Genomic DNA, 18141 nt, shown 5'->3' with positions numbered 1-18141 from the left:
GTGCTGGGCGGTACGGGTTTCCGGGCCGGTCAGGGTGCCGGCCGGGTCAGGGTGTGAAGTCGACGGGGAGGCTGGCGGCCTTCGCCCCGGTGGGCGGGACCTGAAGGGTCTTCAGGGCGAACTCCATCACCTGCTTGTAGATGGGGCCGCAGATCTGACCGCCGAAGTAGTTGCCCTCGGTGGCGTTCTGGATCGCGCAGTAGACGGTGACGCGCGGCTTGTCCGCGGGGGCGAATCCGGCGAACGACGACGTGTATCCCTTGTACTTGCCGGTGGCCGGATCCACGCGGTTGGCCGTACCGGTCTTGCCCGCGACACGGTAGCCCGGGATACGCGCCTTGGCGCCGGTGCCGTGCTCGTCGTCCACGACCGACTCCAGCATCTGGGCGAGGCTCTTGGCGGTCTTGGCGCTGATGACCCGGGTCTTCTTCGGCTGGGCGGCGGGGGCGAAGCGTCCGTCCGCCCCCTTCGTGCCGCGCACCAGCGTGGGCTCGACCCGGACGCCGCCGTTGGCGATCGTGGAGTAGACGGAGGCCGCCTGCATGGCGTTGACGGACACGCCCTGGCCGAAAGGAATCGTGTACTGCTGCGATGTCGACCAGTCGTCCGGCGCGGCGAGGATGCCCTTGGTCTCGCCGGGGAAGTCGAGTCCGGTGTAGGCGCCGATGCCGAACTTGCGCAGATAGGAGTAGAGGACCCGGTTGGCCTCGGACTGCGACTTGCCGAGCTGGCCGGTGGCGAGGATCGTGCCGATGTTGCTGGATCTGGCGAGCACGCCGTTGAGCGTGAGGTACCAGGTCTCGTGGTCCATGTCGTCCTTGAAGAGCCGGTCGCCGCGGTGCAGCCGGTTGGGCACGGTGACATGGGTCAGGGGGGTGGCCGCGTCCTCCTCCAGCACGGCGGCCATCGACATGACCTTGGCGGTGGAGCCGGGCTCGTAGGCGTCCTGGACGGCCGCGTTGCCGAGGGCCGCGGGGTCGGCCTCGGACAGGTCGTTGGGGTCGAAGCCGGGCGAGTCGGCCATGGCCAGGATCTCGCCGGTCCGGGTGTCCTGCACGATCACGTAGCCGCGGTCCGCCTTGGACTTCTTCACCTGCTCGGTGATGGCGTTCTGCGCGGCCCACTGGATGTCGCGGTCGATGGTGAGCTCGATGTCGCCGCCGGGCACGGCGGGCGTCTCGGTGGAGCCCGCGGTCGGCACCTGACGGCCGCCGGACTGGGCGTAGCGAATCTTGCCGTCCTTGCCGGTCAGCGCCTTGTTCAGCTGCTGCTCGATGCCGCCGCCGCCCTTGCCGTCGGCGTTGACCCAGCCCAGTATCCCGGCGGCGAGGTCGCCGTTGGGGTAGACGCGCCTGGTGGTGGGATCGGCGAAGACCCCGGCCAGCACGTTGACCGTGGTGCCGTCCGTCTGCGCCTTCTTGGCGAGCGCCGCCTTCAGGTCCTTGATCTGCGTCCAGACCTGCGGGGTCTGCCGGCCGGCGAGCCTGACGTACTGGAGCTTGGTGTCCTTGGGCCTGAGCTTCTTGACGAGATCGGCCTGTTCCAGCCCGAGGATCGGGGCGAGCAGCGCCGCCGCCTGCTCCGGCCCGTCGCCGATCTTCAGCTGCTTGCGGGTGAACATCGTGGGGTCGGCGGTGATGTCGTACGCGTCCACGCTGGTGGCCAGGGCCACGCCGTTGCGGTCGGTGATCCCGCCGCGCTCGGCGGCGAGGGTGTGCACGACGTAGCGGTTCTGCTCGGCCTTGGCGGCGTACGCGTCGGCGTCGACGGCCTGCACCTGGAGCAGTCGTACGACGAACGCGATCAGCACCAGGGTCAGCGCGAGGCTGATCATGCGCAGCCGTGGCCGGGGGCTGCCCAGCCGCAGCACCTGCGGCTGGGCGGGCCGGGCAGCGGCGGGCCGGCGGGCCGGCCGGGCCCCGGGGCCGGGCCTCCGCCGGGCCGCGGCCGGCCGGACGGGCCGGGCCGGGCCGGGCACGCGGCGGCGTGGCGGTTCCCTGTCGGACACTTCCGTCACCTGCCGGGGGATGTGGTCGGGGCGGGGGTCGCGCTCGGGCCGGTCGGCGCGCCGGAGGGGGTGGTCGTGGCCGGGGCGGGCGAGGCGAGGGACGCGGTGGCCGTGGCCGGCGCGGACGAGGGGACGGACGCGGAGGCGGCCGCCTCCGGGGGGCGCAGCGCGAGGGGGAGCTGGGCGGAGGACTGCCGCGGCGCGGCCGACGGGACGCCCTTCACGGTGCCGTCCCGGTTCAGGAAGGCCGGGTCGCCGCCGGGGACCATGCCGAGTTCGCGGGCGCGGCGCTGGAGGGCGTCGGGGGCGGAGTAGGAGTCCACGTCCCGCTGGAGCGCCTGTTCCTCGTCGGTGAGGTTCTTGGTGTCGGTCTTGAGGTCGTCCAGTCTGAACGAGCCTTCGCTGAGCGCCGAGTTCAGCACGAGCAGACCGATGAGGCCGCCGCCGAGCAGGAGGACGACGAGCAGGACGAACGGGGTCCGGGCAGCCCGGGCCCGGCCCGCCGGAAACAGCCGCGCGAGCCGGGCGGCCCGCCCCTTCAGCTCGGGCTTTCTGCCCACACGCCCTCCGCCCCGTGGGATCGCGGACCCGGGTCCGCGGCCGGGCCGGCCGGGCCGCCTCTGCGCCGGCGTCACTCGACGTCCTCCCGGATGCGCTCGGCCCCGCGCAGACGGGCCGGGGCGGCCCGACGGTTCTCGGCGACCTCCGCCTCGGTGGGAAGTTCGGCGCCGCGCGTCAGCAGCTTGAGCCGGGGCTGGTAGCGCTCGGGCACGACCGGCAGCCCGGGCGGCGCGGTGGTCGCGGCACCAGCCGCGAACACCTGCTTGACCAGGCGGTCCTCCAGCGAGTGGTACGACAGGACGGCGATCCGGCCGCCGACGTCGAGCGACTTCACGGCCGCCGGGATCGCCCGTTCCAGGACGGACAGTTCGCCGTTGACCTCGATCCGCAGGGCCTGGAAGGTGCGCTTGGCCGGGTTGCCGCCGGTGCGCTTGGCGGCCTGCGGCAGCGCGTCCCGGATCAGCTCCACCAGCCGTGCGCTGTTGCCGAACGGCTCCTTCTCGCGCTCGCGCACGATCGCGCTCACGATCCGCTTGGCCTGCTTCTCCTCGCCGTAGGCCCGCAGGATCCGGACGAGTTCACCGGCCGGGTAGGTGTTGAGGACCTCGGCGGCGCTCATGCCGGTCGTCTGGTCCATCCGCATGTCGAGCGGGGCGTCCTGGGCGTAGGCGAAGCCGCGGTCGGCCTCGTCGAGTTGCATGGAGGAGACCCCGAGGTCGAACAGGACGCCCTGGACGCGCGGGATGCCGAGCCGGTCGAGGACTTCGGGGAGTTCGTCGTAGACCGCGTGCACGAGGGCGGCGCGTTCGCCGAAGGGGGCGAGGCGCTCGCCGGACAGGCGCAGGGCCTCCTTGTCGCGGTCGAGGGCGACGAGCCGGGCCTCGGGGAACTGCGTCAGCAGGGCCTCGCTGTGTCCGCCGAGGCCGAGGGTGCAGTCGACGACCACCGCTCCCGGGCGCCCGAGCGCGGGGGCCAACAGGTCCAGGCACCGCTGGAGCATCACCGGGACGTGTCGACTCTGGCTCAAGGGGCCCTCTCAGGTCCGGCGCGGCCCACGCACCGCCGGGTCCCCACCCTCCCCCCAGCCGGGAGCGGGAGGAGGCCGAGCCGTACGTACGCACCGCGCACGTGGGGAGATCTCCGGACAGCGCGCCGGGGTCTTCGGGGGTATCCAGTGCAGCAGGGAGGCTCTCGCCTCCCGCTTCGCGTCACTTTAGTCCACCGGGTGGTCCGGTCAATCAACCGGCCTGCGCGTCGCGTGCCGGTGTGCGTACGAAGCGGCGAACCGGGGAAAATCACCCCGGCGGAGGCACAGGCACCACCTGTGTGGGTTAGCTCACAAGAGGACGCAATGAACCTCATTTCCCCCTCTCGCACCGCGACGGGACCTGCTGTGACCAGTACGGTCATAACCATGACGCCTTCTGCATCGGTTCCCACCGGCTCCGGGCCGGCCATATCCGGCGGTACCGTGACCGACCGCCTGGTCGAGGCGAACGGCCAGTACGCCGCCGCGTTCACCGACCCCGGCATGGACGCCCGCCCGGTCCTGCGCGTCGCCGTCGTGGCCTGCATGGACGCCCGTCTCGACCTGCACGCGGCGCTCGGCCTGAACCTGGGCGACTGTCACACCATCCGCAACGCCGGCGGTGTGGTCACCGACGACGTGATCCGCTCCCTCACCATCAGTCAGCGCGCGCTGGGCACCCGCAGCGTCGTGCTCATCCACCACACCGGCTGCGGTCTGGAGACCCTCACCGAGGAGTTCCGCCACGATCTGGAGATGGAGGTCGGCCAGCGCCCCGCCTGGGCGGTGGAGGCGTTCCGGGACGTCGAACAGGACGTGCGCCAGTCGATGCAGCGCGTGCGCACCTCGCCGTTCCTGCTGCACACCGACGACGTGCGCGGCTTCGTCTTCGACGTGAAGACCGGCCTGCTGCGTGAGACGGACCCGGCCTAGCCCCGTATCAACCCCCGTAAGCCCCGACATATCGCGGCCAGTTGTCCACAGGCGAGTGACACGAAACGGTAACGGCGGCAAGAATGCAGGGGTGATGTCGCGTGGAACCCTTCCGCGCGGTGTCCGTTTTCGGGGTGGGCCGGTCCGCGTCACGGTGCGCCGGCCCGGAAGGTACGGGCCGAGGAGGGCCGGGTGACGACCTATGACGATCGAGCGAGCCTCACTGATCTGACCGCCACTGTGGAGCGTGTCCGCAGTTCGGTGGAAGGGGTGATCGAGGGCAAGCCCGAGGTCGTACGGCTTTCGCTGACCGTGCTGCTCGCCGAGGGGCATCTTCTGATCGAGGATGTCCCCGGCGTCGGCAAGACGATGCTGGCGAAGGCTCTGGCGCGGTCCGTCGACTGTTCTGTGCGGCGAATCCAGTTCACTCCCGACCTGCTGCCGTCGGACATCACCGGCGTGTCCATCTGGGACCAGCAGCAGCGGGACTTCGAGTTCAAACCGGGGGCGATCTTCGCGCAGATCGTGATCGGCGACGAGATCAACCGGGCCTCGCCCAAGACCCAGTCCGCGCTGCTGGAGTCGATGGAGGAGCGCCAGGTCACCATCGACGGGCAGACGTACGAACTGCCCAGCCCCTTCATGGTGGTGGCCACGCAGAACCCGGTCGAGATGGAGGGCACCTACCCGCTGCCCGAGGCCCAGCGCGACCGCTTCATGGCCCGCGTGTCCATGGGCTACCCCAGCTCGGAGGCCGAGTTGCGGATGCTCGACGTCCACGGCGGGGTGAGCCCGCTGGACGACCTCCAGCCGGTGGCGCACGCGCACGACATCGTGAAGCTGGTGGAGGCCGTCCGGGGCGTCCACGTCGCCGAGGCGGTCCGCAGATACGCGGTGGAACTGGTCTCGGCCACGCGCACCCACCCCGACCTCAGACTCGGTGCCTCCCCGCGCGCGACGCTGCATCTGCTGCGCGCGGCGAAGGCGTCCGCGGCCCTCGCCGGCCGGGACTACGCCCTGCCGGACGACGTACAGGCGCTCGCCGTCCCGGTCCTGGCCCACCGGCTGCTGCCCACCGCGCAGGCCCAGATCAACCGGCGTACGTCGGAACAGGTCGTCGAGGAGATCCTCCAGCACACCCCGGTGCCGTCCGCACCCCAGCAGCAGAGCGGCTACGGCCTGGCGCAGGGCGCTCCGGGCTACCCGCAGCGGCCGCCGCGGAGGCTGTGATGGCCTCCGGGGGGACGGGCCACGCGGACGGCGACCGGGGGCAGCTCGGCGGGGTCCGCGCGGCCCTGGCGGGGCTGACCACCCGCGGCCGCTCGTTCCTGGCCGCCGGGGTCGCGGCCGCCGTCTGCGCCTATGTGCTGGGACAGGCCGACCTGTTGCGGGTCGGCCTGCTCCTCGCGGTGCTGCCGCTGGTCTGCACGGCCGTGCTGCACCGTACGCGCTACCGGGTGGCCGGCAGCCGCCGGCTCGCGCCCTCGCGGGTGCCCGCGAGCAGCGAGGCCCGGGTCCATCTGCGGATGGACAACGTCTCCAGACTGCCCACCGGTCTGCTCATGCTCCAGGACCGGGTGCCGTACGTGCTCGGCCCGCGTCCCCGCTTCGTCCTGGACCGGGTGGAGGCGGGCGGCCGCCGCGAGGTGTCCTACCGGGTCCGCTCCGACCTGCGCGGCCGCTATCCGCTGGGCCCCCTGCAACTGCGGCTGACCGACCCGTTCGGGATGTGCGAGCTCACCCGGTCCTTCTCGGCGCACGACACCCTGACCGTCATCCCGCGCGTGACGCCGCTGCCGCCGGTCCGGCTGACCGGTGAGGCGAAGGGGTACGGCGACGGACGCCAGCGGTCACTGGCACTGGCCGGCGAGGACGACGTGATCCCCCGCGGCTACCGGCACGGCGACGACCTGCGCCGCGTGCACTGGCGCTCGACCGCGCGCTACGGCGAGCTGATGGTGCGCCGCGAGGAGCAGCCGCAGCGCGCCCGCTGCACGGTGCTCCTCGACACCCGGGGCCTCGCCTTCCACGGCGCCGGTCCCGACTCGGCCTTCGAGTGGGCCGTCGCGGGCGCCGCGTCCGTCCTGGTCCACATGCTGGAGCGGGGTTTCTCCGTGCGGCTGGTCACGGACGACGGCAGCGCGGTGCCGGGCGAGGGCGCGGACGGCTTCGCGGGCGCCAGCCATGAGTCGGCGGACGCGGCCGGGCTGATGATGGACACGCTCGCGGTGATCGACCACTCGGACGGCACGGACCTGTCCCGGGCGTACGACCTGCTGCGCGGCGGGAACGAGGGCCTGCTGGTGGCGTTCTTCGGCGACCTCGACGAGGAGCAGGCGGCGGTGGCCGCCAAGATGCGCCGACGCAGCGGCGGCGCGCTCGCCTTCCTGGTGGACGGCGACACCTGGGGACCCGGGACGCCTGACGTGCCCGGCCCGGCGGACGGGCGGCAGGAGCGGCTGCGGACACTGCGCGAGGCGGGCTGGACGGCCCTGAGCGTGCCGCGGGGCGTCCTGCTGGACGACCTGTGGCGTCAGGCGGACCGGGACAGCGCCGATCTCGCCGCCACGGGCGCGACGGGCGCGACGACCGGTGGGGAGAGCGGTTCATGAGCGGGCGGGCCCGACTGACACTGTGGGCATGGGCGGCCACGCTGCTCGCGGCGAGCGCCCTGCTGCCCCTGGTCGACTCGGTCGGCTGGATGCTGGAGGCCGCCGTCCTGCTGGCGATCCAGTCGGGCGTGGGCGCGGCCGCCCGCCGGATACCGCTGCCCCGGACGCTGACCGTGCTGGCCCAGTTCCTGGTCTCGCTGGTGCTGCTGACCCTGCTCTTCGCCCGGCAGCACTCCCTGGGCGGACTGCTGCCCGGCCCGGACACCTTCCGCACCTTCGGCGCGCTGTTCCGGGCGGGCATCGAGGACGTGGGGCGGTACGCGATCCCGGCTCCGCTGTCCGACGGCATCCGGCTGATGCTCGTCGGCGGGGTGCTGGTGATCGGGCTGCTGGTGGACACCATCGCGGTGACCTTCCGCAGCGCGGCCCCGGCCGGTCTGCCGCTGCTGGCGCTGTACTCGGTGGCCGCGGGCATCTCGGACGGCGCCGCCGACTGGTTCTTCTTCCTGCTCGCGGCGGCCGGCTATCTGGTGCTGCTGCTGTCCGAGAGCCGGGAGCGTCTGTCCCAGTGGGGCCGGGTCTTCGGCGGGTCACCGCGCACCCCGGGCGGCGAGTCCGGCCCGTCGGCGCCGGTGCGCACCGGCCGGCGGATCGGCGCCGTCTCGCTCGGCATCGCCCTGGCGGTACCGCTGCTGCCGCTGCCCGCGATACAGGGCGGCCTGCTGGACGGCGCCAGGACCGGGGTGGGCACCGGCACCGGGAACGGCAACGGGGTCTCGGCGGTGAACCCGCTGGTGTCGCTGAAGGACAGCCTGAACGTGCAGGAGGACCACACGGTGCTGGTGCTGCGCACCAACACCCCGACCCTCTCCGACATGTATCTGCGGATCGTGTCCCTGGACGAGTTCGACGGCACCACCTGGAAGCCCGCGAAGCGGCACATCGTCGCCGTGCCGGACGAGCTGCCCACGCCGGTCGGGCTGGGCGCCGACGTCATACGGGCGCAGATCACGACCCGTATCTCGGCCGCCGACTGGTACGCCCAGGACTGGCTGCCGATGCCGTACCCGCCGAGCGCCGTGGCCGTCAAGGGCGACTGGCGCTACGAGCCCGAGGGCATGACGCTCGTCGGCAACCGCGGCCAGACCACCCGTGGCGTGACCTACGAGGTGAAGAGCCTGGAGGTGCTGCCGACGGCCGACCAGCTCGCCGCGGCACCGCTGGCGCCCGAGGGTCTGCGCGACGAGTACACGAAGGTGCCGGACTCGCTGCCGTCGGTGGTGGCGAGCACCGCCCGCACGATCACCGACGGCGCGGTGACCGACTACGCGAAGGCGGTCAAGCTCCAGGACTACTTCGCCGTAGACGGCGGCTTCCAGTACAACACCGAGGTCAAGGTCGGTACCGGCCCCAACGCGATAGCCCGCTTCCTGGAGGACAAGGAGGGCTTCTGCGTCCACTTCTCCTTCGCGATGGCCGCGATGGCCCGCACGCTGGGGATTCCGGCCCGGGTCGCGGTGGGCTTCGCGCCGGGCACCCTCCAGCCGGACGGCTCGGTGTCGGTGGGGCTGAAGGACGCGCACGCCTGGCCCGAGCTGTACTTCCAGGGCGTGGGCTGGACCCGCTTCGAGCCGACGCCCACCCGGGGCTCGGCGCCGTCGTACACCCAGCCGGAGTCGTCCGGGAGCAGCGTTCCCGACGAGCCGCAGGCGAGCCGTTCGGCGGGCTCGGCGGCGTCCGACGCGCCCGTGGTGGGCACGAGCTGCTCGGCGCAGGACAAGAAGCTGGAGGGCTGTGCGGGAGCGCTGCCCGCGGACTCGGCGCAGCAGGGCGGCGGCAGCGGTTCCTGGTACGAGTCCGTCGGCTGGATCCTGCTGGGGCTGGCCGCGGTGGCCCTGCCGCTGCTGCCCATGCTGTGGCGGCTCAGACGCCGGTCGGTGCGGCTGGGGTCGGCCCGGCACGCCCCGTCCGCGGCGGGCGCGGCCCTGTCCGGCGGCCGGGAGCGGACCGGTGCGCGGTTCACGGACGAGCTGGACATGACGGTGCTGTCGCCGGACGGGACGGTGTCCCGGCAGGCCGGCGCTGTCGCCACCGGGCAGGTCCTGGCCGCCTGGCGGGAGCTCACCGACACGGCCTGGGACTACGGCATCGCGCCGGACGACGCGCTCACACCGCGCCGGGCGGCCGCCCGGATCGTGCGGCTGGGGCATCTGGAGGAGCCCGCGGGCCGGTCGGTGCACCGGGTGGCGTCGGCCGTGGAGCAGGTGCTGTTCGCACCGCAGCCGCGGGCCGAGCCCGGGCTGGCCGAGGACGTGCGGGTGCTGCGGACGGCGCTGCGGTCGCGGGCGAGCCGGACCGCCCGGCTGCGGGCGCTCCTCGCGCCCCGGTCCGCCGTGCGGGTGGTGTGGGACCTCCGCAACCGCTGGGCGGAGCTGCGGGAGGGCTGGGTCGTGCGGTGGACGGACGCGGTGCGCCGTCGCCGGCCCTCCGGGGAGCAGAGCGGCTGACCGGGTGGGCCGGCCGCACGACGGCCGGCCCGCGCCGGGCCTCCCCAGGTCACGAGGACGGCGGCCGGGCGGCAGGGGCGGCCAGGCGGCGGCCCGGCGGGCACGGGGGGCGACAGGAACGGCGGCCCGGAGCTACGCGGGCGGGACATGACCGAGGGGGTGACCACCGTGTGGTGGTCACCCCCTCGATGATGCTCGGGGAACTGTCGTAGGCCTCAGTGGCCCTGCTCGTCACGGCGCCGCTGCCAGCGCTGTTCGATGCGGTCCATCATGGACCGCTTGGCCCGCGCCTGACGGCGGGGCTGCTGCCCGGCCCCGGCAGGCTGTTCGCCGGGCTTGGGGGCCTTGCGCCAGCCGGTCACGGCGAGCACCGCGCACCCCAGCATGACGAGGAAGCCCACCACACTGAGCCAGACCTGCTTGGCGACCATTCCGGCCATGAGGAGCGCAATACCTACGAGGAAGCCCGCGACCGCCTGGTAGACCCGCCGCCGGGTGTACGTACGCAGCCCGCTTCCCTCAAGCGCCGACGCGAACTTGGGATCTTCGGCGTACAGCGCTCGCTCCATCTGCTCGAGCATGCGCTGCTCGTGCTCCGAGAGCGGCACGGAGTCCTCCTCATCGTGCAGTCGCCGGGGCGACCCGGGGGGTCCCTTCAGGATAGGCAGGGAATCGCCCCCGTGAAACCCGCCCCTCTACACCAATTGGCCAACCAGAATCCGGCATGAACGTTCGGGCTCGCTGAGGCTTCCATTCCCCGGCGGCCGCCCCGTCATGCCGGGTGGTCTGCCTCGATCATACGGCGGACAGCGCCCGAACGGGGGGCCTGTGGCGTACTCCATCTGCGGCCAAGCCCCTGATCAGCGGCGCACCGCTCAGGCCCCGGCGGCCTCCTGCGTCTCACCGAGCACATGAAGCTGGGTGGCCACGGAGTGGAAGGCCGGAAGTTCGGCCGCGGCCTCCTCCAGCTTCAGCAGCGCCTCCAGGGCTCCGGGCTCGGTGTCGACGAGCACGCCGGGGACGAGGTCGGCGAAGATCCGTACGCCGTGCACGGCGCCGACCCTGAGACCGGCGCCCTCGACCAGCCCGGTGAGCTGCTCCGCGGTGAAGCGGTGCGGCACCGGGTCGCCCGCTCCCCAGCGGCCGTTCGGGTCGCCCAGGGCCTGGCGGGCCTCCGTGAAGTGACCGGCGAGGGCCCGCGCGAGCACGGCGCCGCCGAGCCCGGCCGCGAGCAGGCTGAGGACGCCCTCGGTCCGCAGCGCGGCGACCACGTTGCGCACGCCCTCGGCGGGGTCCTCCACGTACTCCAGGACGCCGTGGCAGAGCACGGCGTCGTACCCGCCGCGCTCGACCACGTCGAACAGGCCGTGGACGTCGCCCTGGACGCCCTGCACCCGGTCGGCGACCCCGGCCTCGGCGGCACGGCGCTCCAGCGCGAACAGCGCGTTGGGGCTGGGGTCGACGACGGTGACCCGGTGGCCGAGCCGGGCGACGGGAACGGCGAAGTTGCCGCTGCCGCCTCCGCTGTCGAGGACGTCCAGCGACTCCCGCCCGGTGGCCTTGACCCTGCGGTCGAGGGCGTCCTGGAGAACCTCCCAGACCACGGCGGTACGGAGGGAGGCACGGGGGCGCATCGGGTCCGGCACGGCAGTCGACTCCTCGGCACGGCACCGCCTCTGGTACGGCGGAGCGAACGGGGGCGCCCTCCCGGTCCGGTGTACGGGCGGCGGGACGGCTTCAGGCGTTGCCCACCCTATTGCCTCGGGCCCCTCCCCCGGTCATCCGTCCGCCTGCCGGTCGGCCCCCGCACGGGCCCGGCCGGCAGCGCGTCGCGCCGGAGGTCCGGCGCCCGGACCACGGGCCCGTCACACCGGTACGGCGCCGGTCATCCGGCGTCCGGCAGGTCCGCGCGCCGGGTGCCGTCCGGGCGCCGCGGGTCGCCCGTACCGCCGGGGCCATCCACAGCGCTCGCGCCGTACGCGTCCCCCGCACCGGCCGCACCGCCCGCGTCCTGGCGGGCCTGCGGAAGCACCGGCTGGAGCACCAGCAGCCGTTCGACGATGCGGACGAACATCGCCACGTCGCGTATCAGGTCGTCGGCGTCCCGGCGGCTGGCGGCACCCTGGATGCCCGCCTCGGCCCGGGCACGCCGCGCGGCCCCGGAGGCGAACAGCGCGCTCCACTCGGTGAGTTCGGGCACGATCTCGGGGAGCACTTCCCAGGCGCTGCGGATCCTGGGCCGGCGCCGGGGGTTGGACTCCGGGCGGCCGCGCGCGGCGAGCACGGCGGCGGCGGTGCGCAGGGCGGCGAGGTGGGCCGTCGCATAGCGCTCGTTCGGTGTTTCCAGGACGGCGGCCTCGTCGAGTCCGGCACGGGCCTGGGCGAGCAGGTCGAGGGCGGCGGGCGGGGCGGTGGTCCGGCGCAGCACGGGGTGCACGTCGCTCGCCGGGCCGGTCAGTGAGGGGGCAGGGCCGGTGGCGCGGCGCCGGTGGGCGGCTGCTGCGTTCGAGCTGGCCATGACGAACCTCCTGTCGTCTGGTGACGGCGCTGTGGCCGTATGTGCTCATCGTGCGGTATGCCACTGACAATCCGTTCTGACCTGGGCCTTTGCTTCGATCGAAGGTTCGGGCTAGTTTTTGCACTGACCAGTCAGTTCAAAAATAGGGGATGGACGGGATGGGCATGGGGGGAGCCGGGGACGGCGCCGCCGTCACGGCCCGGGACTTCGGGCTCGAGGGGCCTCGCGGGTGGGCGTTCCGCGGGGTCTCGATCGAGACGGAGCCGGGCGCGCTGATCGCGATCGAGGGACCGTCCGGGTCGGGCCGCACCTGCCTGCTGCTCGCGCTCACCGGACGGATGGGAGCCACCCGGGGCACGGCGACCGTGGGCGGGGCCCGGCTGCCGAAGCAGTCGGCGGCCGTGCGCCGGGTCGGGGCACTGGCCAACGTGGCCGGTGTCACCGACCTCGACCCCGCCCTGACCGTCGGCGAGCATCTGCACGAACGGGCCCTGCTCCAGCGGCGGTTCGGGGACTCCCTGCGCGGGCTGCTGCGCCCCGGGGCGGAACGGGCGGCCGAGGAGCGGCTGCGCGTCGACACCGCGCTGGCCGCCGCGGGCCTGGACCCGGCGACCCTGCCCAAGGGCTCGCGCACCGCCGTGCGCGACCTGGAGCGGCTGGAGGCGCTGCGTCTGTCCGTCGCGCTGGCGCTGATCGGGCGGCCCCGCCTGCTGGGCGTCGACGACGTCGACCTCAAGCTCTCCGCGGCCGAACGGGCCGACGTGTGGGCGCTGTTGAGGTCCCTCGCCGACGCCGGGACCACGGTCGTCGCGGTGTGCAGCGAGGCCCCCGAGGGCACGACGGCCGTCTCCGCCCGCCCGGCCTCCACCGCGGAGACCGGACCCGCCGCGGAATCCGGCCCCGGCACGGAGACCGGACCCGAACCGGAATCCGGCCCCGGCCCCGGCGCGAAGCCGGGTGCGGGTACGGACCCCGCCCCCGCCACGGATGCCGACGCCGACACCGGCCCCACCCCTGGCACGGATCCCGAAACCGGCCCCGGCACCACCCTGGGCACAGACCCCGGCACAGATCCCGAAGCCGACCCCGAAACCGACCCCGACGCGAAGAAGGAGGCGGCCGATGCGCTCGCCGAGGCTCGCCGCTCTTGAGCTCCGCCGCTTCGGCCGGGGCCGGCTCCCCCGGGCCGCCCTGGTCGCGCTTCTGCTGCTGCCGCTGCTGTACGGCGCGCTCTACCTGTGGTCTTTCTGGGACCCGTACAGCCGGCTCGACCGCATCCCCGTGGCCCTGGTGAACGAGGACCAGGGGGCGCGGGTCGGCGGGAAGCGGATCGACGCGGGCCACGACCTCACCGAGGGGCTGCGCGACAGCGAGACGTTCGAATGGCACGAGGTGAGCGCGGCCGAGGCGCGCGCGGGCGTGGAGGACGGCACGTACTACCTGTCGCTGACCATGCCCGCCGACCTCAGCCGCCGGATCGCGTCCAGTTCGGGCGACTCCCCCGAGACGGGCGCGCTCCAGGTGCGCACGAACGACGCGAACAACTACATCGTCGGACAGATCTCGCGGACGGTGTTCGGCGAGGTGCGCACGGCGGCGTCGACGAAGGCGTCGCGGTCCTTCCTGGACCGGATCTTCGTCTCGTTCTCCGACATCCACGGGCAGACGGTGAAGGCGGCCGACGGCGCCGACCGGCTCAAGCACGGCATCGGCAAGGCCGAGCAGGGCTCGAAGGACCTCGCCGACGGGCTGGCGGACGCCCGCACCGGCAGCACCGAGCTGGCCCGGGGCCTGAAGAAGCTCGACTCGGGCGCGGGCGACCTCGCGGACGGCTCGCGGCAGGTTGCCGAGGGCACCCAGGCGCTCGCCGACCGGGTCGGCGGCATCGCGGACACGGTGGGCCCGTTCGTCGCGGACAACGAGAAGACCATCGGGGACACCGCCCGGCTGGTCGCCGACTCGGCCGGCGCGATCCGCCGCAACCTCGGCATCCTGGTGAAGACGGCCCCGGCCGCCGCCGACGGCGCCCACGCCGCCTCGGACACCCTGCACGACGTCTACGAGCGGCGCTGCGCCGCCCCGGTGCTGCCCGACACCGCCTGCGCCGATCTGAAGAAGGCCCAGGAGGCCGCCGCCGACGTGGCGTCGATCGCCGACGACCTCAACACCCTGATCGCCGACCAGGACGGCGACCTGAAGAAGCTCGACGCGCACCTCGCTCTGCTCCAGAAGCAGGCCCGGGCGCTCGCCGACCGCGCGCCGCACCTCTCCGAGGACCTCGACGACGCCGTCTCCAAGATCGACAAGCTGAACGCCGGCGCCGCCCGGGTGGCCGCCGGGGCGAAGCGGCTGCACACCGGACTCGGCACGGCCCGGACCGGCGCGGGCGACCTGGACACGGGCGTCGGCCGGCTCAGCTCGGGCGCCGACGACCTGACCGGCGGCATGTACAAGCTCGTCGACGGCTCCGGCACCCTGGTCGGCGGGCTGCACGACGGCGCCGCGCGGATCCCCGACTACGACGAGCAGGACCGCGACCGGCGCACCGGCGTCATGGCCGACCCGGTCAAGCTGGCCTCGCAGAACCTGCACAAGGCGCCCAACTACGGCACCGGGTTCGCCCCGTACTTCATCCCGCTGTCCCTGTGGGTCGGCGCGATGGTGGCGTACATGCTGATCCCGCCGATGAACCGGCGCGCGCTCGCGGCGGGCGCCCCGGCCTGGCGGATCGCGCTGGCCGGCTGGCTGCCCGTGGTCGCGGTCGGGGTGCTCCAGACGACGGCCCTGATGGCCGTGCTGCACTGGGCGATCGGGCTGGAGATGACCCGGGCGGCCGGGACCGTCGGCTTCCTGTTCCTGGTGGCGGCGTGCTTCGCGGCGCTCGTGCAGTGGCTCAACGCGCGCTTCGGAGCGGCGGGCCGGATCCTCGTGCTGGCCCTGCTGATGCTCCAGCTGACGTCGGCGGGCGGCACGTACCCCGTACAGACCAGTCCCCGCTTCTTCGACGCGATCCACCCGTACCTGCCGATGAGTTACGTCGTCGCGGCGCTCAGGCGGCTCATCACGGGCGGCGGTCTGGGCCCGGTGTGGCAGGCGTGTGCCGTGCTCGTCGCGTTCACCGCGGGCGCCCTCGCGCTGACCGCGCTGTCGGCGCGCCGCCGCCAGATGTGGACGCTCGACCGGCTGCACCCGGAGCTCACCCTGTGATCCCCCGGGGGCCGGACCGGGACACGGTTGCTGTGAGAATCGACGCCATGGAAAGCAGCAGCGCCACGTCGGGCGGCAGCACGCGCCGCGAGGCCACCCGGCAGAAGCTCTACGAGGCCGCCGTCACGCTCATCGCCGAGCAGGGCTTCTCCGCCACGACGGTGGACGAGATCGCCGAGCGTGCCGGGGTCGCCAAAGGCACGGTCTACTACAACTTCGCGAGCAAGTCGGTCCTCTTCGAGGAGTTGCTGCGGCACGGCGTGGGACTGCTGACCGCGTCCCTGCGGGACGCCGCCGCGCACACCGAGCGCGAGGGCGGCACGAAGGTCGACGCCCTGGACGCGATGATCCGCGCCGGGCTCGTCTTCATCGACCGCTACCCGGCCTTCACCCAGCTGTACGTGGCGGAGCTGTGGCGGACCAACCGGGCCTGGCAGTCGACGCTCATGGTGGTGCGGCAGCAGGCGGTGGCGGTCGTCGAGGGGGTGCTGCGCGACGGCATCGAGAACGGTGAGTTCAGCGACGAGGTCGACGTGCAGCTGACCGCGGCCGCGCTGGTCGGCATGGTGCTGGTGGCCGCCCTGGACTGGCAGGCGTTCCAGCCGGAGCGGTCGCTGGACGACGTGCACGCGGCGCTGTCCCGGCTGCTCCAGGGCCGGGTCAGCGGCGACCACCAAGGCTGCCGGGGTCACTAGACCGCTCCAGCGCTCCGGCGTCGCGCCCGTCCCACGCGGCCGCGCGCCGCACACGAAAGTGCCGGTCCCTCCCGGTCGCGTCCCCCCGCGGCCGTTCCGGACCGGCACTTCGCCGTACCCCCGTGGTTCCCCGTGCTTGCCGTGCTCCCCCGTCGGTTCCCCGTTCGGTCGTTCCCCCGGGATCCCCCGTGCCTCGCTCCCGCCGACCGGGTCGGCGGAAGGAGCGGTCGAGGGCCGGACCGTTCCGCCGCCCCGTGTCGGCGGTGCCGGACCCGTGCCCCTTCCCGTGCCTCCACTCTCTCGTTCCCGCAGGTCGCGCCCCATCCGCGCGCGTACTCATCTCCCCCGCTAGGTACGGGTACTCAGTCCTGCGCACCCAGGCCCAGGCCGCGCCGTCGCCGCGTGGTGCCGAGCGCGGACGTGTCCGTACTCCCTCAGGTGGCCACCGGTGGCGCCGGACCGACCGGCCGCGGCCCGGACTGTCGGTGGCGGTCGATAAAGTCGCGGTCATGGCACGGATTGCGGTGATCGGCGCCGGGATGGGCGCGATGGCGGCCGCTGCCCGGCTGGCCGTCGCGGGCCACCGGGTGGCGGTGTACGAGCGGACGCGGACGTACGGCGGTGCGGTGCGCCGCTTCGAGCGGGACGGCTTCGGCTTCGACACCGGTCCCGGTCTGCTGCCGGTGCCCGCGGTCTACCGGGACCTGTTCGTCAAGACCGGCAGACAGCCGCTGGAGGAGTGCGTCGAACTGGTCCAGGTCGACCCGTCCGCGCGGCACGTCTTCGCGGACGGGTCGGAGGTCGCGCTGCCCAACGCCTCCCGCGCGGGCGTCGTCTCCGCCCTGGACCAGGCCCTCGGGGCGGGTGCCGGGCAGCGCTGGGGCGACTTCCTGGTGCGGGCCCGCGAGGCCTGGGACCGCACCCGCCGGCCGCTGCTGGAGGAGCCCCTGTGGGCCGACTGGCGGGTGCTGGCCGAGCGTGAGCCCTACCCGGCGGTCCCGCACAAGCGGCTGCTGCGCACCCGGCGGGCCGGCACGCTCGCCGAGGTCGGCGCGTGGGAACTGCGCGACCCCCGGCTCACCGCGCTCCTGGAGAGCCACGCCCTCGCCCACGGCCTGGACCCGCGGGACACCCCGGCGAGCGCGGCCGTGCTGCCGTACATGGAGCACGCCTTCGGCGTCTGGTACGTCCGCGGCGGCCTGCGCGAGCTGGCGCGCGCGGTGTACGAACGGTGCCTGGCCCGCCGGGTCGAGTTCGTGTTCGAGGCCGAGGTCAGCCGGATCCTGGACAAGGACGGGCGGGCCGCGGGGGTGGAGCTGGCCGACGGGTCGGTGGCGGAGGCGGACCATGTGGTGGCGGGGGTGGCGCCCGAGCGGCTGAGCGCCATGACCGGGCACGAGCTGTACGGACCCGAGGACCTGCGGCCCGCGGCCGGGTCCGGATCCGGGGCAGGGACCGCTCCCGGCCGGTTCACGGTGTTCCTGGCGCTGCGCGGACGCCCCGGGCCCGGTGCCGTCCACCGGACGGTGGTGCACACCCCCGACCGCACGGCCGAGCTGGACCGCCTCCACCGCGCCACGGACGAGCCGGTGCGGCCCACCGTGACGGTGCTGCGGCCGGACGACCCCGCCCTGCGCCCCGACGCGGAGCACGAGTCCGTGGTGCTGTCGGCCGTGTCGCCGCCCGGTGCGAAGGGTGCCGAGGAGCGGTTCGCGGACCTGCTCGTCGAGGCCGCCGAGCAGGCCGTACCCGGGCTGCGCGAGCGACTGCTGTGGCGCGAGGTCCGGGCCCCGGGCGCCGGGGACGAGGGGACGGACTCAGCGTCCGGCGCGCTCGCCGCCCCCGCGCTCGCCGCCGGTGCCGGCCGCTTCCTGCGGCCGTCCAACGTGACCGCGCTGCCGGGGCTGTACCGGGTGGGCGGCCGGTCGCATCCCGGCGGCGGTCTCCCGCACGCCGGGATGTCGGGCGCGCTGGTCGCCGGACTGATCGTGGAGGGGCCGGACTTCCGGGGCTCGCAGTGAGGGCCCCGGCCCCGGGGGCACGACGGCCTCCGGACCGGCGGAACCCGGACCG

14 protein-coding genes are annotated in these 18141 nt (G+C 73.9%); 8 read left to right on the top strand and 6 right to left on the bottom strand.

Annotation, left to right across the window (positions count from 1 at the left end):
- Nucleotides 1-46 precede the first annotated feature (46 nt).
- The 3 genes from ACZ60B_RS08035 to rsmH form a co-directional block, all read right to left on the bottom strand.
- The gene (locus ACZ60B_RS08035; protein ID WP_469385176.1) at nucleotides 47-2008 is read right to left on the bottom strand and encodes a peptidoglycan D,D-transpeptidase FtsI family protein; all 1962 of its coding nucleotides are present in this window, start codon (nucleotides 2006-2008) and stop codon (nucleotides 47-49) included.
- Between the two features lie 5 nt (nucleotides 2009-2013).
- Complete coding sequence (gene ftsL / locus ACZ60B_RS08030; RefSeq protein WP_469385175.1) at nucleotides 2014-2568, bottom strand: cell division protein FtsL; 555 nt, start codon at nucleotides 2566-2568, stop codon at nucleotides 2014-2016.
- 71 nt (nucleotides 2569-2639) lie between these two features.
- Nucleotides 2640-3596 carry a 16S rRNA (cytosine(1402)-N(4))-methyltransferase RsmH gene (gene rsmH / locus ACZ60B_RS08025; RefSeq protein WP_469385174.1) on the bottom strand — a complete coding sequence of 319 codons (957 nt, stop codon included), beginning with the start codon at nucleotides 3594-3596 and terminating at the stop codon, nucleotides 2640-2642.
- 387 nt (nucleotides 3597-3983) lie between these two features.
- Here rsmH and ACZ60B_RS08020 point away from each other — a divergent pair, with 387 nt between their 5' ends.
- From ACZ60B_RS08020 to ACZ60B_RS08005, 4 genes are all read left to right on the top strand, one after another.
- Nucleotides 3984-4529 (top strand): beta-class carbonic anhydrase, encoded by a 546-nt coding sequence (locus tag ACZ60B_RS08020; RefSeq protein ID WP_375972787.1) that lies wholly within the window; start codon nucleotides 3984-3986, stop codon nucleotides 4527-4529.
- A 192-nt stretch (nucleotides 4530-4721) separates the two neighbouring features.
- A complete protein-coding gene (locus tag ACZ60B_RS08015) occupies nucleotides 4722-5759 on the top strand; it encodes an AAA family ATPase (RefSeq protein ID WP_469385173.1) in 1038 nt (345 codons plus the stop codon).
- Nucleotides 5759-7141, top strand: coding sequence for a DUF58 domain-containing protein (locus ACZ60B_RS08010; protein ID WP_469385172.1), 1383 nt, complete (start codon nucleotides 5759-5761; stop codon nucleotides 7139-7141). Before ACZ60B_RS08015 ends, ACZ60B_RS08010 begins: the two co-directional genes overlap by 1 nt.
- Nucleotides 7138-9648: a transglutaminase TgpA family protein gene (locus ACZ60B_RS08005; RefSeq protein ID WP_469385171.1), complete on the top strand. Its 2511-nt coding sequence runs from the start codon at nucleotides 7138-7140 to the stop codon at nucleotides 9646-9648. Before ACZ60B_RS08010 ends, ACZ60B_RS08005 begins: the two co-directional genes overlap by 4 nt.
- A 215-nt stretch (nucleotides 9649-9863) precedes the next feature.
- Here the strand turns inward: ACZ60B_RS08005 and ACZ60B_RS08000 are convergent, their stop codons facing one another.
- The 3 genes from ACZ60B_RS08000 to ACZ60B_RS07990 all read right to left on the bottom strand — a co-directional run bounded on the left by ACZ60B_RS08000 (nucleotide 9864) and on the right by ACZ60B_RS07990 (nucleotide 12166).
- Entirely contained in the window at nucleotides 9864-10256 is a 393-nt protein-coding gene (locus tag ACZ60B_RS08000; protein ID WP_450661287.1) for a DUF3040 domain-containing protein, read from the bottom strand.
- A gap of 267 nt (nucleotides 10257-10523) precedes the next feature.
- Nucleotides 10524-11294 carry a methyltransferase gene (locus ACZ60B_RS07995; RefSeq protein WP_469385170.1) on the bottom strand — a complete coding sequence of 257 codons (771 nt, stop codon included), beginning with the start codon at nucleotides 11292-11294 and terminating at the stop codon, nucleotides 10524-10526.
- 239 nt (nucleotides 11295-11533) lie between these two features.
- Entirely contained in the window at nucleotides 11534-12166 is a 633-nt protein-coding gene (locus ACZ60B_RS07990) for an SAV_6107 family HEPN domain-containing protein (protein WP_469385169.1), read from the bottom strand.
- A gap of 164 nt (nucleotides 12167-12330) precedes the next feature.
- Here ACZ60B_RS07990 and ACZ60B_RS07985 point away from each other — a divergent pair, with 164 nt between their 5' ends.
- The 4 genes from ACZ60B_RS07985 (at nucleotide 12331) to ACZ60B_RS07970 (ending at nucleotide 18089) form a co-directional block, all read left to right on the top strand.
- Complete coding sequence (locus ACZ60B_RS07985) at nucleotides 12331-13317, top strand: ATP-binding cassette domain-containing protein (RefSeq protein WP_469385168.1); 987 nt, start codon at nucleotides 12331-12333, stop codon at nucleotides 13315-13317.
- The gene (locus ACZ60B_RS07980) at nucleotides 13289-15373 is read left to right on the top strand and encodes a YhgE/Pip family protein (protein WP_469385167.1); all 2085 of its coding nucleotides are present in this window, start codon (nucleotides 13289-13291) and stop codon (nucleotides 15371-15373) included. The genes ACZ60B_RS07985 and ACZ60B_RS07980 overlap by 29 nt, the downstream gene beginning before the upstream one ends.
- 47 nt (nucleotides 15374-15420) lie before the next feature.
- Nucleotides 15421-16068, top strand: a complete 648-nt coding sequence (locus ACZ60B_RS07975) for a TetR/AcrR family transcriptional regulator (RefSeq protein ID WP_469385166.1) — start codon at nucleotides 15421-15423, stop codon at nucleotides 16066-16068.
- A 509-nt stretch (nucleotides 16069-16577) separates the two neighbouring features.
- Nucleotides 16578-18089 carry a phytoene desaturase family protein gene (locus ACZ60B_RS07970; RefSeq protein WP_469385165.1) on the top strand — a complete coding sequence of 504 codons (1512 nt, stop codon included), beginning with the start codon at nucleotides 16578-16580 and terminating at the stop codon, nucleotides 18087-18089.
- The last annotated feature ends 52 nt before the right edge of the window (nucleotides 18090-18141 follow it).

It is taken from the genome of Streptomyces sp. NPDC104096, assembly GCF_055584385.1.
The sequence above is the reverse complement of the archived record's forward strand: the minus strand, read 5'-3'. Positions and strand labels throughout refer to the sequence as shown.

What these genes read in the sequence shown, in the direction of transcription:
- ACZ60B_RS08005 (WP_469385171.1), top strand. Translation starts at nt 7,138, where the DNA reads ATGAGCGGGCGGGCCCGACTGACACTGTGGGCATGGGCGGCCACGCTG.
- ACZ60B_RS08020 (WP_375972787.1), top strand. Translation starts at nt 3,984, where the DNA reads ATGACGCCTTCTGCATCGGTTCCCACCGGCTCCGGGCCGGCCATATCC.
- ACZ60B_RS07985 (WP_469385168.1), top strand. Translation starts at nt 12,331, where the DNA reads ATGGGGGGAGCCGGGGACGGCGCCGCCGTCACGGCCCGGGACTTCGGG.
- ACZ60B_RS07970 (WP_469385165.1), top strand. Translation starts at nt 16,578, where the DNA reads ATGGCACGGATTGCGGTGATCGGCGCCGGGATGGGCGCGATGGCGGCC.
- ACZ60B_RS07980 (WP_469385167.1), top strand. Translation starts at nt 13,289, where the DNA reads ATGCGCTCGCCGAGGCTCGCCGCTCTTGAGCTCCGCCGCTTCGGCCGG.
- ACZ60B_RS07975 (WP_469385166.1), top strand. Translation starts at nt 15,421, where the DNA reads ATGGAAAGCAGCAGCGCCACGTCGGGCGGCAGCACGCGCCGCGAGGCC.
- ACZ60B_RS08010 (WP_469385172.1), top strand. Translation starts at nt 5,759, where the DNA reads ATGGCCTCCGGGGGGACGGGCCACGCGGACGGCGACCGGGGGCAGCTC.
- ACZ60B_RS07990 (WP_469385169.1), bottom strand. Translation starts at nt 12,166, where the DNA reads ATGGCCAGCTCGAACGCAGCAGCCGCCCACCGGCGCCGCGCCACCGGC.